13 protein-coding genes are annotated in these 15460 nt (G+C 31.1%); 3 read left to right on the plus strand and 10 right to left on the minus strand.

The window, feature by feature from the left end; translation table 11 throughout:
* Positions 1 to 143: 143 nt before the first annotated feature.
* From DIS18_RS13285 to rpsO, 5 genes are all read right to left on the minus strand, one after another.
* Positions 144 to 1103 (minus strand): transglutaminase domain-containing protein, encoded by a 960-nt coding sequence (locus tag DIS18_RS13285; RefSeq protein ID WP_109353572.1) that lies wholly within the window; start codon positions 1101 to 1103, stop codon positions 144 to 146.
* A gap of 147 nt (positions 1104 to 1250) precedes the next feature.
* Positions 1251 to 1748: a tyrosine-type recombinase/integrase gene (locus DIS18_RS15075; RefSeq protein WP_245925707.1), complete on the minus strand. Its 498-nt coding sequence runs from the start codon at positions 1746 to 1748 to the stop codon at positions 1251 to 1253.
* 59 nt (positions 1749 to 1807) lie between these two features.
* Positions 1808 to 2368, minus strand: coding sequence for a hypothetical protein (locus DIS18_RS15080; RefSeq protein WP_245925709.1), 561 nt, complete (start codon positions 2366 to 2368; stop codon positions 1808 to 1810).
* 99 nt (positions 2369 to 2467) lie between these two features.
* Positions 2468 to 4714, minus strand: coding sequence for a polyribonucleotide nucleotidyltransferase (locus tag DIS18_RS13295; protein WP_109353573.1), 2247 nt, complete (start codon positions 4712 to 4714; stop codon positions 2468 to 2470).
* A gap of 308 nt (positions 4715 to 5022) precedes the next feature.
* Positions 5023 to 5292, minus strand: a complete 270-nt coding sequence (rpsO, locus tag DIS18_RS13300) for a 30S ribosomal protein S15 (protein ID WP_109353574.1) — start codon at positions 5290 to 5292, stop codon at positions 5023 to 5025.
* A gap of 199 nt (positions 5293 to 5491) precedes the next feature.
* On the opposite strand from rpsO, the gene DIS18_RS13305 reads away from it, so the two are divergent.
* The gene (locus DIS18_RS13305) at positions 5492 to 6601 is read left to right on the plus strand and encodes a sensor histidine kinase (RefSeq protein ID WP_109353575.1); all 1110 of its coding nucleotides are present in this window, start codon (positions 5492 to 5494) and stop codon (positions 6599 to 6601) included.
* A gap of 56 nt (positions 6602 to 6657) precedes the next feature.
* Here DIS18_RS13305 and accD read toward each other — a convergent pair whose 3' ends face one another.
* The 3 genes from accD to tamL all read right to left on the minus strand — a co-directional run bounded on the left by accD (position 6658) and on the right by tamL (position 11555).
* Positions 6658 to 7515, minus strand: coding sequence for an acetyl-CoA carboxylase, carboxyltransferase subunit beta (gene accD / locus DIS18_RS13310; RefSeq protein WP_109353576.1), 858 nt, complete (start codon positions 7513 to 7515; stop codon positions 6658 to 6660).
* A gap of 318 nt (positions 7516 to 7833) precedes the next feature.
* Complete coding sequence (gene fbaA, locus DIS18_RS13315) at positions 7834 to 8901, minus strand: class II fructose-bisphosphate aldolase (RefSeq protein ID WP_109353577.1); 1068 nt, start codon at positions 8899 to 8901, stop codon at positions 7834 to 7836.
* A gap of 134 nt (positions 8902 to 9035) precedes the next feature.
* The gene (gene tamL, locus DIS18_RS13320) at positions 9036 to 11555 is read right to left on the minus strand and encodes a translocation and assembly module lipoprotein TamL (protein ID WP_109353578.1); all 2520 of its coding nucleotides are present in this window, start codon (positions 11553 to 11555) and stop codon (positions 9036 to 9038) included.
* A gap of 117 nt (positions 11556 to 11672) precedes the next feature.
* Here tamL and DIS18_RS13325 point away from each other — a divergent pair, with 117 nt between their 5' ends.
* A complete protein-coding gene (locus DIS18_RS13325; RefSeq protein WP_109353579.1) occupies positions 11673 to 12389 on the plus strand; it encodes a TrmH family RNA methyltransferase in 717 nt (238 codons plus the stop codon).
* A gap of 19 nt (positions 12390 to 12408) precedes the next feature.
* Here the strand turns inward: DIS18_RS13325 and porT are convergent, their stop codons facing one another.
* Together porT and ubiE are read right to left on the minus strand one after the other, a co-directional pair.
* Positions 12409 to 13140 carry a type IX secretion/gliding motility protein PorT/SprT gene (gene porT / locus DIS18_RS13330; protein ID WP_109353580.1) on the minus strand — a complete coding sequence of 244 codons (732 nt, stop codon included), beginning with the start codon at positions 13138 to 13140 and terminating at the stop codon, positions 12409 to 12411.
* Between the two features lie 4 nt (positions 13141 to 13144).
* A complete protein-coding gene (gene ubiE / locus DIS18_RS13335; RefSeq protein ID WP_109353581.1) occupies positions 13145 to 13870 on the minus strand; it encodes a bifunctional demethylmenaquinone methyltransferase/2-methoxy-6-polyprenyl-1,4-benzoquinol methylase UbiE in 726 nt (241 codons plus the stop codon).
* A 240-nt stretch (positions 13871 to 14110) separates the two neighbouring features.
* Here ubiE and trkA point away from each other — a divergent pair, with 240 nt between their 5' ends.
* Positions 14111 to 15460, plus strand: a complete 1350-nt coding sequence (gene trkA, locus DIS18_RS13340; RefSeq protein WP_109353582.1) for a Trk system potassium transporter TrkA — start codon at positions 14111 to 14113, stop codon at positions 15458 to 15460.

Consider the following 15460-nt stretch of genomic DNA (forward strand, 5'->3'; position numbering starts at 1 on the left):
TGCACAACGGTTTTGTGTATGGTTAGTTGCGTGGTTAAGCAACTAATTTAGCAAATAAATCACAGATAGAATATTCCGCAGGAATGTTCGTAAGTCGGCAGTGACCTAGCAATTAATTATACACGGTGTTGCCACCAGTTATTTTATATTTTGAAGTTAATGACATTGTCGTGTTCAGTTTTATATAGTTGATCTCCTTGATTTTCAAATTTCACTATTTTAACTTTGAAATAAGCTGTTTTAGGAACTTGTTCTTTTCTAAATCGAAAATAAATTGTTCCATCTTGATTTATTACTTCAATGTTGTTTATTGGTTCAAAGTTCAAATTGTCACTACTCATTTTTAAACTCACAGACCATTTATTATTCGGAAGGTTTTGAAATGTATAATAATAAAAATCTTTATCAGCCATCAGTTTAGGAACTTCTGTAAATCCAATCATAAACCAAATAGGTTTTATAAATTGAGATTTATTAAATTCCTCAAGAGATAAAGGTTCTTTTAAAAGTTGCCATTTACTGTCTTCTGGAAAATGTGTAATAATTGAATACTCAGGTTTTATGTCAAAATAAAATTCAGAGTATTCTTCTTTTTTAGAAGTTCCCCAAGTTGTATCTATTAAAATCCACTTATTGTTTAATTTAATTGCATTCCAACCGTGTCTAAAATTATCATCTTTTGTTAATTCAACGTAATGATTTCTTTCGTCTCGAATATGTCCGATTATTATTACTGCTTCAATGTCAATCTCATCCATAAACCACTTGAAAAGATTAGAATATCCAGCGCAAACTCCTTTTCTGTTTTCATAAACTTGATATTCGTCTTGTCGATTTGAGTATTCTTTTAATGAGATTTTTCCTTCATTTTTTTCATTCAAAGATTTATGGTCATATTCTATATTTGAACTTGTCCAGTAATAAAAAAATCTTGCTAATTGTTCTTCTTCTTTTAGATGTTTCTTTGCATAATCTGTTAAATCCCACATATCAAGATTCAATTCATTCGTTTTTTCTACCAATGCCTTTATAGATTCCGTTTGAGAAATGACAGAATTCGCTATAAACAATATGAAAAATGTAATGCAGAAAGTTCGTTTCATAATTGGTGGCAACTTGTTTATATAAGTATGTTTATTCTTTTTATTAATCCTTTATGGGTAGCTAAGCTGAAGTTTTTAGATTTTTTATTCAGCTTATTTTTATTAAAACATAGAATATTTCATACAATATTTAAATCTAATACAATTTTATAAATTATCAAAAGGGTTTTTTATATTTCGAATACTGGTTTCACTTACATGTGTGTAAATCATTGTAGTTTTAGGGTTACTATGCCCTAATAAAGTTTGTATGTATCTTATATCTGTTCCGTTTTCGAGTAAATGTGTAGCAAAACTATGGCGCAAAGTATGCAACGTAATAGGTTTGGTAATGTTGGCTTTCTTAGCTGCTTTTTTTAAAATATTTTGTGCACTAGAAGCACTATACAAACCACCAGATTGTCCTTCAAATAGATAATCTTTTGGTTTATATGTTTTGTAGTATAAACGTAGTAATCCTAAAAATTTTGGAGAAAGTAAAGTATATCTGTCCTTTTTACCTTTAGCAGATTTTATATGTATAAGCATACGTTTACTATCAATATCTGTAATTCTTAACTGTAATGCTTCTCCAATGCGTAATCCAGAAGAATAAATTAAAGTAAGTAGAGTCCTATGCTTTAAATTTATAATGCTATCTAACAAGTTTTTTATTTCAGTATTACTTAAAACTTCGGGTAGTTTTTTAGGTTTTTTTGGGCGCTCTATTGAAAATTTGATAACAACACACCTTTATAGTCTAAATATTTTTTAATACCATTAATACATTGATTTTGGTAAGAAATAGATTTATTAGGCCTTACTATAAAATCATAATTAAACTGCTCAATTAATCTTGTACTTACAGGGTTTTGTTTAAGTTGTGCATATCTTAAAAAGAATGAGGTTACTTCGAAATAAGTGTTTACTGTATTGGTGCTAAGTCGTTTTTGTTGCATCCATTTTTTAAATTTTTCTAATTCTTTTTGTTGAACTTCTAATAAAACAGGTAGTTTAAGAGTATTAATATCTTCTTTGTTTTTTTTCGTTTGTACTTTTTTTGATGCTAATGCACTATAATTTACATACCAATTTTTACGTCTTAATGCTTTATATAACTTTTGTTTATTTAAAAAGGTATTGGCTATATAAAATGTTTTATGTGTTTTACTCCAGCACACACCTTCAATAGCATTAATATAGTTTTTTGCATCAAGATTAAACTCAAAATTAATGGAAATAACGTGTTGATTTTTATGAATTAAAGGCAATAGTGTTATGACCATAAAATGATTTTAAAATGCTAATTTATATACAAATGTAAATAAAAAAGCCTGTTTCAAATTTTGAAACAGGCTTAAATAAATTATAGACTATAAAAGAAATTAATCCTCTTTCTTATCTTCTCTAGGTCTTCTGTCATCACGACGGTTATCACGTCCACGATTATCTCTACCTCTGTTGTCACGTCCACGGTTGTTATCTCTTGGCGGTCTTTCAACATAACCTTCAGGTTTTGGTAAAATAGCTTTACGAGATACTTTTTCCTTACGCGTACGTTTGTCTATACCAAAGTATTTTACATCAAATATATCACCCATGTTTACAACATCAGATACATTTTCAGTACGTTCCCATGCTAATTCACTTACGTGTAATAACACTTCGTTTCCTGGAGCTTCAACATATTCAACAACAGCACCAAAGTCAAGCATTTTGATTACTTTAACTTCATAAACGCTACCAACTTCAGGCTTAAATAATAAAGAATCTATTTTTGCCATAACAGCATCAATACCTTTACTACCAACACCTAAAATTTCAACAATACCTTCTTCTGTAACAGGATCTTCGTTAATAACAATAGTTGTCTCAGTTTCTTTTTGCATTTCTTGAATTACTTTTCCACCAGGACCAATTAAAGCACCGATAAATTCGTTAGGAATACGTCTTGAAACCATAGTAGGCGCATGATCTTTAACTTCTGTATTAGGTGTTTCAATAGTTTCAGTAATCTTATCTAAAATATGTAAACGACCATCACGCGCTTGTTTTAAAGCATTTACAAGAATCTCATACGATAATCCTTTTACTTTAATATCCATTTGGCAAGCAGTAATACCATCAGCAGTACCTGTAACTTTAAAGTCCATATCTCCTAAGTGATCTTCATCACCTAAAATATCTGAAAGCACAGCGTATTTTCCAGAATCAGCATCGGAAATTAATCCCATAGCAATACCAGAAACTGGTTTCTTTAATTGTACACCAGCATCCATCATTGCCATTGTACCAGCACAAACTGTTGCCATAGAAGACGAACCGTTAGATTCTAAAATCTCAGACACTACACGTACAGTATATGGGCAATCTTCAGGAACCATACCTTTTAAAGCACGTTGCGCTAAATTACCGTGTCCTACCTCACGACGAGATGTTCCACGAATAGGTCTAGCTTCACCTGTAGAAAAAGGAGGGAAGTTATAGTGTAAATAGAAACGCTCTTCACCTTCGTAAGATGGCATATCTATTTGGTTGGCTTCTCTACTTGTACCTAAAGTAACTGTAGCTAATGCTTGAGTTTCCCCACGTGTAAATATTGAAGAACCATGAGTAGAAGGTAAATAATCAACCTCACACCAAATTGGTCTAATCTCATCCGTTTTACGTCCATCTAAACGTAAACCTTCATTTAAAGTTAAATCTCTAACCGCTGCTTTTTCAGCTTTAGAGTAGTATTTTGAAATTAACCCACCAAAATCTTCTTGCTCTTCTTCAGAAAAAGACGCTTTTATTTCTTCTTTAATTTCACCAAAAGCAGCGCTACGTTCATGTTTTGCAGAACCTGCTTGAGCTACAGCATATACTTTATCGTATGCCATATCATGAATTTTCTTTGCTAAATCAGCATCTTCTCTTTCTGGCTCGTACTCACGTACTTCTTTTTTACCAAAAGCTTCAGCTAATTTTACCTGTGCAGCACATTGTACTTTAATAGCTTCGTGTGCAAACTTAATCGCTTCTGTCATTTCTTCTTCAGAAATCTCATCCATTTCACCTTCAACCATCATAACAGAATCAGCAGAAGCACCAATCATCATATCGATGTCAGACTCTTCTAATTGTGCTCTAGTTGGATTGATAACAAATTCACCATTTACACGACCAACTCTAGCTTCAGAGATTGGACACTCAAATGGAAAATCAGATAATTGAATAGCCGCCGAAGCTGCTAAACCTGCCATAGCATCTGGCATAACATCATCATCATGAGACATTAATTGAATCATCACCTGAGTTTCAGAATGATAATCTTTTGGGAATAACGGACGTAAAACGCGGTCTACTAAACGCATCGTTAAAACCTCTCCGTCACTAGGTCTAGCTTCTCTCTTAAAGAAACCACCTGGGTAACGTCCTGCAGCAGCAAATTTCTCTCTGTAATCTACCGTTAATGGTAAAAAGTCAACATCTGCTTGTTTGTAATTGGAAACAACTGTACATAATAACATACATTTTCCAGATTGCACAACAACGCTACCATGCGCTTGTTTTGCTAATTTTCCAGTTTCAATAGAAATTTCTCTACCGTCACCTAGGTCAATGACCTCTTTAAAAACTTTTGGAATCATAAATTTTTTCTTGTAATTCAAGCATAAATATGCTCAAATCATGTTAAACAATGGTCGTTGTGTTGTGTGTAGTTGTTGTGTGTATGACCAATGAAAAACCTTTAGTCCCGAACTCGTTTCGGGATCTAGCTTCTTCTAATGCGTGGTTTAAACTCCTACGCTCGAGTTATATTATTTTGGGCGTTACCCACAAGGGGTCGGGCTTTCACTACTCGCTCCTCCTAAGGTCGGGAGCTCAAACATGTCGTTCAATCCCTAACGCAAAAAACAAAAAACCACGCGAAAAGCGTGGTCTTTTATTTTTTAGATTATTTTCTTAATCCTAATTCTTTTACTATGGCACGGTATCTTAAGATATCCTTCTTAGTTAAATAGTCAAGTAAAGCACGACGCTTACCTACTAATTTTACTAAAGAACGCTCAGTATTATAATCTTTACGATTATTTTTTAAGTGCTCTGTTAAGTGATTAATTCTTGCTGTAAATAATGCAATTTGTCCTTCTGCAGAACCAGTATCTTTTGCACTTTTACCGTGTTTTTTGAAAAGTTTTTCTTTTCCTTTTTGATCTAAATACATGCTAATATTATTGTAAATGATTGTTATGTACACGAAAGTTTTTCTTTCGAGCGGCAAATATAGTACATTTTTGGTGTTCTGCTATTTTTTTTGTAACTTTTATTCCTAAATTACGGGTAATCAGTATTTTATAATTTGAAATTTTCTTTAGAGCTACTCTAAAATATTATTAAAACTACTAACTTTTAATTTATGCCCCATGAAAACATCATACCCACAAGGTAACTTCCCGGATACCTATGACTCCTTGGAAAAAATTTTTAATAATACTTACAATGGCATTGCTATTCTAACTTTAGATGGTGATTGGATAAAAGTAAATGATAGTATTTGCGAATTATTTGGATATACAAGGCATGAGCTTTTTAACATGAATATAGAAAACATTATCTACAGAGAAGATTTTGGGGTTCATGAAAAAAAATATGATAAATTAATGCAAGGAAAAATAGACAGATATCGCGTTCAGCAACGTTATTTTCATAAAGATGGTTCTATTATCTGGGTTTTAATTTCTGTTTCATTAATTAATAATAAAGATGGAACCCCAAGTAATATGATTTGGCAATTCTCAAATGTAACAGGTCGAAAAAGAAATCAAGATAAGCTTAAAATGATGCTCAAAGTAGTGAGAGAACAAAATGATAGGTTGACTTCTTTTGCAAATATCGTAACTCATAATTTACGCTCCCATTCAGGAAATTTATCTACACTTACAGATTTTTTAGAGGAGGATTTTAATTTATTGATTGAAAATGAAAATTTTGATTTATTAAAGAAAGCTGTTGGAAATTTGGAAGAAACTGTATCTCATTTAACCGAAATTGCTAAAATTAAAGAGGTAGATCAAAATCAAATTGAGGTATTAAATTTATATGATTATGTTGAAAAAGCAATATATAATATTACAGCTATTGCTAAAAATACAGGTACGACAATTGTAAATTATATAGATGAGGATTTGTGTGTTAAAGGGATTCCTGCATATTTAGATAGTATTATTTTAAATTTTTTAACAAATGCAATAAAGTATCGATCTGAAAAAAGATTACCAAAAATTAGATTAACAGCATCGGTTCAAGATGATTATGTTATTTTTAAAGTTGGAGATAACGGATTGGGAATTGATATGGAGAAATATGGTGATAAGCTTTTCCAGATGTATAATACCTTCCATTCAAATGAAGATGCTATTGGTGTTGGACTCTTTATAACAAGAAATCATATTGAATCTTTAGGTGGTAAAGTAATTGTTAATAGTGAAGTTGGAGTTGGTAGTGAGTTTTCTATTTACTTAAAATGCGCCTAAAAAAACCGTATTAGTTTTAAAACTAATACGGTTTTTTTTAAATTTTACCTTAAATATTAAGCTCTTAAAGGCTGATTTAATATTAAATCTAAATATTGATTGACTTTGTTTTTTAAATCTTTACGTAAGGTTATAAAATCTAAGAAACCATGTTCTAATAAAAACTCTGAAGTTTGAAAACCTTCAGGTAATTCTTTTCCTGTTGTATCTCTAACAATTCTTGGGCCCGCAAAGCCTATTAATGCTCCAGGTTCGCTAATATTAATATCACCTAACATAGCAAAAGAAGCTGTAGTACCTCCAGTTGTAGGATCTGTACATAAAGAAATATATGGTAAGCCTGCATCTGCTAATTGTGCTAATTTTACTGATGTTTTGGCTAATTGCATTAAAGATAATGCTGCCTCCATCATACGTGCTCCACCAGATTTTGAAATAACCATTAAAGGTAATTTGTTTTTTAAAGCATAATCTGCAGCTCTAGCAATTTTTTCTCCAACAACACTTCCCATAGAACCACCAATAAATGAGAAATCCATACATGCAACTACTAAATTTTTGCCTTTAGATTTTCCAACAGCTGTTCTTACTGCGTCCTTTAACTTTGTTTTTGATTGAGCTGCTTTTAAGCGTTCAGGGTATTTTTTAGTATCCTCAAACTTAAGTGGATCTTTAGATTCTAAACTTGCATCCAACTCTTTGAATTTATTGTCGTCAAAAAGAATTTCAAAATATTCTTTACTTCCAATCCTTACATGGTAGCCGTCTTCAGGACTTACGTAAAAATTTTTCTCTAACTCTTCGGTATCAACAATTTTACCGGTTGGAGATTTATACCACAACCCTTTAGGTGTGTCTTTTTTCTCTTCCGTAGTTGTTGTTATTCCTTTTGTTTTTCTTTTAAACCAAGACATAATGCTTAAAGATTTTAGTTTCCTTTAATTTATAAAGGCGAGGGTTAAATCTATGTGTTTATTGTATTAACGCTAATTGCGTTAAGGATTGCAGCCGTTCGACTATTACTTAATAGTCTTAACCTTTTTGTTTTAGCAAAAAGATACAGCGGAAAGCCTGACGACAAAATTAAACCTTTTTTTAATTTTGTGGTAACGCCCAAATGATTTTATTTACTTAGGTAATTGTAATCGCTTGTTTTTTAGATAAATAAACAAAAAAGGTCCTGTTGATTTACAGAACCTTTTTTTTATGATTGTAGTAAATTTACCTTAAAATTATAAGGTGTTTACGTTGTTTAAGTCTTCGAACGCCTTTTTTAAACGTGTTACAAAGGTTTTTTCTCCTTCTCGTAACCAAACTCTTGGGTCGTAGTACTTTTTGTTTGGTGCGTCATCTCCATCAGGATTACCAATTTGAGATTTTAAATACTCTGATTTAGCACCCATATAATCTCTAATACCACTCATAAAAGCATATTGTAAATCGGTATCAATATTCATTTTAATTACACCGTAGCTAATACCTTCTCGAATTTCTTCTACTGTAGAACCAGATCCACCGTGGAATACAAAATCAATATGGTTGTGTTCTACACCATATTTTTTTGTGATATATTCTTGAGAATTTTTTAAGATTTTTGGAGTTAGTTTAACGTTTCCTGGTTTGTAAACACCGTGAACGTTTCCAAAAGCAGCAGCAATAGTAAACTGTGGACTAACTTTACTTAATTCTTCATAAGCATATGCAACTTCTTCAGGTTGTGTATATAATTTAGAAACATCAACATCACTGTTATCAACACCATCTTCTTCACCACCTGTTATACCTAGCTCAATTTCTAAAGTCATGCCCATTTTAGACATTCTTTCTAGATATTGCTTACAGATTTCGATATTTTCTTCAATTGGTTCTTCAGATAGGTCAATCATATGAGAACTGAATAATGATTTTCCAGTTTCTTTATAATGAACTTCACTAGCATCTAATAAACCATCAATCCAAGGTAATAGTTTTTTAGCACAGTGGTCTGTATGTAAAATTACAGGAACACCATAAGCCTCAGATAAAGTATGCACATGTTTTGCGCCAGCAACGGCACCAGCAATTGCAGCTTTTTGACCATCATTACTTAATCCTTTACCTGCATTAAATTGTGCACCTCCGTTTGAGAATTGAATTATTACTGGAGCATTTAAATCTCTTGCAGTTTCTAAAACCCCGTTTATAGTATCTGAACCGATAACATTAACTGCTGGTAAAGCATAATTGTTAGCTTTTGCATGGTTGAATATAGCTTGAACTTCCTTACCTGTAGCTACTCCTGGTTTTATATTGTGTCCCATTTTTTTTAATTAAATATGATTAGAAATTAGTGAGTACAAAAGTAATGATTTTTTAAATACTTGTAAGTTGTTTTTGGTCTTGAAAATACTAAATGTACACTAAAACGTTATAGTGTAGCTTGTGTAAAATAGGATTAAAAAGGGTAGTTAATACCTATGTTATATACTGCATTAGCAAAGTTATAATCATTAAACCATCTGTTTTCATCTCTATAAGAAGGATCGTAAGTTTTAAAACCAATATCGAATCTAAAGATGAAAAAACTAAAATCATAGCGTAAACCAAAACCTGATCCTACAGCTATATCTTTTAATGAATTTAGACTTGAAAAAGTTGCTCTATCATCTTCAACATTATCTAATACATTCCAAATGTTACCAGCGTCAAGAAAAAGAACTCCGTTTAAATCACCAAAAATATTAAAGCGTTGTTCTGCACTAAATGCTATTTTTAGGTTTGCTTCATTAAATTCGTTTGTTGTTTCAGAGCTTCCTGGGCCTAAATTATAAGCAGTCCAAGCGCGGTTATCGTTTGGTCCTCCTCCAAAGAAACTTTTTGCAAAAGGAATACTGTTTGAGTTTCCATAAGGAATAGCAATACCAAAAAATGCTCGGGTGGCTAACACATTTTTCTTGCCTAAATCCCAATGCTTTATATAATCAAATTCAGTTTTCACATATTGAGAATAAGCCACATTAAGTAGTTCATAACGTCCATCACTGTCTTTTTTTAGTCCTAAAAGTTTTGAGGTACTTGCTAATAAGTTTCCTGCTAATTCAAGTTTAAAACGAAATATGGAAAAATCATTATCAAATAAATTAGTTCGTTGGTCTTTGGTATAACTGAAACTTGAAGACAGAATAAGGTTGTTTTCAGTTAATCTATTTTTACGTTCGTCAATATTATTAATTGTTTGACGTTGCGTAGACGAAATCTCATTAGGTGTTGGTGTAGCTAAAGCATAATTTATAAAATCATTGGCACCCTCGGGCCTTGTTAAATCATCAGTTGTAAAATTAACATCTTTGGCAATTTGGTTTAATGAGTTGAAAGAATTATTGTAAACTCTAAAATAGTTATCAGTATTTAAGTTTCTAACGTATTGAACATTAAACAGGTCTAACCTATTTGTAACCTTACTGCTCGGAAACCAATTATAACTAAAGTTTCCACTAAAAGTTTGCTTGTCTAACCCAATATTAGTTTGACTTGTTAATGCTAAACCAATACGAGTACTTGGAGACATATATTTTGGGATGATGTTTTCGGTATAGAATGGAGAAAATAACCTCGGAATTGTTAATTTTAAATCAGCTCCAAACTCATTAATATCAAAGAATGGATCATCATCTTCTTTTCCATCTTTTGATGCTCCAATTGAAGCAATACCAGATATTTCAAGAGTTTCAGCGCCTCTAAAAACATTTCTTATTTTCAAACTTGGGTTTAATGAAAATCCAACAGTTTGAATGTTACTTTGAGATACATCAGCACTAAAACCTAGGCTAAACTTTTTTAAAGGTGTAAGTCTAATAGTATCACTTAGCGTATTGTCGTCATTTTCAACATATTCTATATTTGGATACTTAAATGTTTTAAGTTCGTTGATATACCTGTAAGTACGTGTTCTGTCTATATCTTTATAAACTTGTCCGGGATTAATAAAAACTGCATCTGTTAAAGCTTTTGGTCTATAAAGCATATCACCATAGCTGTATAACTTGTAACCGCCATATGAAATAGAATCTTTAAACGGTTTGTTTCTGTTCTCAAAAGTGTAATCTGTAATAATATTTACATCACTAATTCTGTAAATTTCAAAAGGTTCACGACGAATAGAATCTGGAGTTCTTATCGCTCTATCTTGAATTTTTAAACCAACATTTACTTTTTTATTGGTACCAATGGTATCCATTTCAAAAGTTATATAATCTTGATTAAAATGATAAATCCCGGAGTTTCTTAAATCTGAAGAAATTCTATCTCGTTCTTGCTCAAAATTAGAAGATCTATACTGTTGTCCGCTTTTTATAAAAGCATTCTTTTTGATGTTTTGATATAATGAATCTACAATTGGTGATTTTATAATTTTAGAAATAGAATCAATTAAAAAGGCTTGTTTGGTTTCTACATTGTATTTAATTTCAGCTCTTTTATTATCTTTTCTTTCAATATCATAGTCGATTTTAACGTCAAACCAACCATTATTAATATAATAATCTTTAAGACGTCTTAAAGAGCGTTTTGTTTTATCTTCACTAACAATAACAGGTGCTTCACCAGTTTTTTTTAGCCAGTTGTTAAAACCTAGAACAGATTGTTTTAATTTATCAACTTGTTTTTTTGAATATCGCCGTCTTAAACGTTCTCTTCTATTGGCTTTTTTGTCTAACCAAGATTCAAATAATGAATCTCTATGAGGTCTAGCCATATTATAAATATGTAAACGTAAAGGAATATTAGCTATTTTTCTATTTGGTTTTTGGTATAGTAAGTTGTTTATAGTTTCAGTATTGTCTTTTTTACCATTAACAATAACTGAAGTTTTGGTAAGTAAGTGTTCCTCTTTAGCAACTCTTTTTACTGCATCACAAGAATGTAAATATCCTGTTAGCAATACTAAAATTGATATTTTTAAGAGTTGTTTTTGCAAATGAAATTAGAGTTAATTTGTGTTTTAGACTTTAAAAGAGAACAGTATTTGTAAGTTTGTAATTAACAATGTTGTTGAACGATTCAAAAATACATTATTTAAACCTAAAAAATATAAATGCTTTCTAAAAGTCAAATAAAATTAATAACGAGCTTAAAGCAAAAAAAATATAGACAACAACATGGTTTTTTTGTTGTTGAAGGTGTAAAAACTATTAAAGAGCTTTTACAATCAGATTTAGAGCTTTATAAATTATATACGACAGAAACATTCAATATTGATGCCAAAAATGAAGTTGTAATTTCTAATTCGGATTTAAAACGAATAAGTTTTTTAGTAACACCAAATACAGCTTTAGCGATTTTTAAAATTCCAAATAAAAAATCTATTGATACTTCTGGATTAATTGTTGCTTTGGATGATGTTAGAGATCCAGGTAATCTGGGTACAATTATTAGATTATGTGATTGGTTTGGTGTTAAAGAATTAGTTTGTAGTAAAAAAACGGTTGATTGTTATAATCCAAAAGTGATTCAAGCTACTATGGGGTCCATCACAAGAGTAAATATAACTTATGTAGACTTAATGCTCTTTTTGGAAGAAAGTAAAACACCTGTTTTTGGAGCTTTTATGGAAGGTAAAAATGTCTATAATAAAACAATGCCTAAACAAAGTGTTTTAGTTATGGGTAATGAAGCTAATGGTATTTCTAAAGACGTAGAAGCTGTAATTACTGAAAAAATAGCGATACCAAGATTTGGTGATTTGCAGGCAACAGAAAGTCTGAATGTGGCTTCAGCTACTGCGATTTTGTTAAGTGAATTTAAAAGATGATTTTTAGTAAAAACTGATTTTACTGAAAAGTAAAGTTTATAAAAACGCCTCTGGTTTGCATTCCAGCAATATTTGAAGTCCATGGGCTGTTTGGGTCATTATCTCTAACTAACTCATCATTAATTCCAAAAAGACCACGAATAGAAGGTGTAAATTTAAAATTATAAAGGTAAAAGTCTATACCAAAACCAATCTCATAAAAAAGAGAGTTTCTAGTGGTTCTAAACTCACCATTGCTGTTATCTTCAGGGTTGTCCTCGTTACTTGATAAATTCAAAGCTGTAGAGAAACCACCAATAATAAATGGTTTGAAATTATTGATACGCTTTGTAGATACTTTTATCAACAAAGGAATATGTATATAAGTAGATTTTACCTCTCTAATAAAATCTGAAGCTTTGGTGTCAGGAACACCTTGAAACCATTCTTGACTATAATATAACTCTCTGGTAGTTATTAATAAACCTGGTTCTAAACGTAAATCAATAAAACTATTAACTCTTAAGTTGCCAATTAAACCAACACTAAATCCAGGACTCTTTTTTACATAAATATCACGTAGATCTTGATTATAGTCAAAGTTAAAGTCATAACTATTGATTCCTAAAAAGTAACCCCAACGTAATAAATTATTATCTGTAGAGCCACGACCTTGATTTGCATCATAGGTTACTTTCTCTTTTTTAAAGAGTTGAGCACTAGAAGTTTCAATGATGAATAGAAATGATAATAATGCAAAAACGTATTTCATATAATTACTTAGATGATTTATAAATTGTTGCCACACCTAAAGTTTGTGGAAAATCTTCAACATTTATAAACCCAATATTACGTAAAATATTGTTTAGAGCCTCTCCAAAAGGAAAAACAGATGCAGATTCGCATAAATACTTATAAGCGCTTCTATCTTTAGAAAATGCTTTGCCAATAAGAGGTAGGATGTTTTTTGTGTAAAAATTATAACCTTGTTTGTATGGTGTTTTAGTAGGCATAGAAGTTTCTAAAATCACAAAAGTACCATTTGGTTTAAGTACTCTGTAAATTTCTTTTAATCCATTTTCAAGCGTTTCAAAATTTCTAACACCAAAGGCTACTGTAATTGCATCAAAAGCATTGTCTTCAAAAGGCATATTTTCAGAATCACCTAAAACCATTTCAATTTTAGAGTCCAGAGATTTTTTTTTGATCTTTTCTTTCCCAATCTCAAGCATACCAGTGCTAATATCTAAACCAACAATTTTTGAGGCATTAGTTTCGGCAAGATTAATGGCTAAATCTCCAGTTCCAGTAGCAATATCTAGAATAGTATCAGGATTTGCCTCTTTAACTAATTTAACTACTTTTTTTCGCCATTTGATATCAATTCCAAATGAAATCACGCGGTTTAAACCATCATAATCACCAGAAATATTATCAAACATTTTTGTTACCTGCTCTTTTTTACCTAAATCACTGTTTTTGTATGGCTTTACTTTCGACAAATCTTAAAAATTTTGTGCAAAGATAAACTTTTAGAAAAGCATTACATAATAGGATTCTAAATAATTATATTGAATTGATTCCGTGACGGGATATCTATTTTGTAGTATATTTGTTTTACTTTTTATGATTAAAGAAAAATGAAACCGTTATGATTAAAGACTATCATAATTTATTAAAGAGAATCATTTTTTTCTCTTACTGGTTACATCTTACTTTTAAAAAAAGATGAAAATAAACAGATGAAAATTATTATTGCTGGTGCTGGTGAAGTAGGATTTCATTTAGCAAAATTGTTGTCTTACGAATCTCAAGAGATTACTTTAATTGATACAGACAAGGAAAGTTTAGCATACGCAGATACACATTTAGACATAAAAGTTATTAGAGGTGATGCCACTTCTATAGCTATTTTGAAAGAAGGTCATGTTGATAATTGTGAATTATTTATAGCGGTTACAGCAAGCGAAACTACCAATATTACCGTTTGTGTTTTAGCAAAACAACTTGGAGCTAAAAAGACTATTGCTAGAATTACCAATACAGAGTTTATAAATCATAAGGATGAAGTTGGATTTACTAAATTTGGTATTGATGAGTTAATTTCTCCAGAATCTTTAGCAGCTTCAGAGATTGAATTATCTTTAAAACAATCATCATTCAATGATACTTATGAGTTTGAAGGAGGTGCCTTAACCATGGTTGGTTTAACACTTTCTAGCTCAGCATCTTTTGTTGGTAAAACAGTTAAGGAGGCAGCAAAAATATTCCCAGAAATACACTTTGTACCGATAGCTATTCAGCGTTTTGGAACACAGTATACTATTATTCCTAGAGGGGATACTAAGTTTAAAAGAGGAGATACAGTGGTTTTTATAACCTCTGAAGGAGGAGGAGAAGAACTTTGTAGGCTTACAGGTAAATCCAATAGCGAAATTAAAAGCGTTATGATTCTTGGTGGAAGCGAAATTGGATACAAAACAGCAAGAGATTTAAGTGAAAAAGGGTTTAATGTAAAACTTCTTGAGGCTAATAAAGAACGCGCTTTTGATATAGCAGACGATTTACCAAATGTTTTAGTAATTCAAAGTGATGGTAGAAATGTTGATATCCTTGAGGAAGAAAATATTAGCGATATGGATGCGTTTATTGCAGTAGGTGCTAATTCAGAAACCAACATTATGTCTTGTTTAGTAGCTAAATCTAAAGGTGTTAAAAAATCGGTAGCATTGGTTGAGAATATGGACTATTTTGAGTTGTCTCATTCCGTTGGTATAGAGACACTCATTAATAAAAAATTACTAGCCGCGAATAATATATTCAGATACATTCGAAAAGGAGAAGTGGTTGCTATGACTAAGCTTAGCAATATGAATGCAGAGTTGTTAGAGTTTGAAGTTAAACCCACATCATCTATATGTAATAAGTATATTAAAAATATAGATTTTCCCCGATCTGCCATTATAGGCGGTGTAGTAAGAAACGGAAAAGGCGTTATAGCTTTGGGAGATTTTAAAATTCAAGAAGGAGATAGAGTAGTAGTTTGTAGTTTATTACAATCTATAAAGGGTGTAGAAAAACTTTTCCGTTAA

This window comes from Algibacter marinivivus (assembly GCF_003143755.1).
In the GTDB taxonomy this organism is placed as follows: Bacteria; Bacteroidota; Bacteroidia; order Flavobacteriales; family Flavobacteriaceae; genus Algibacter_B; species Algibacter_B marinivivus.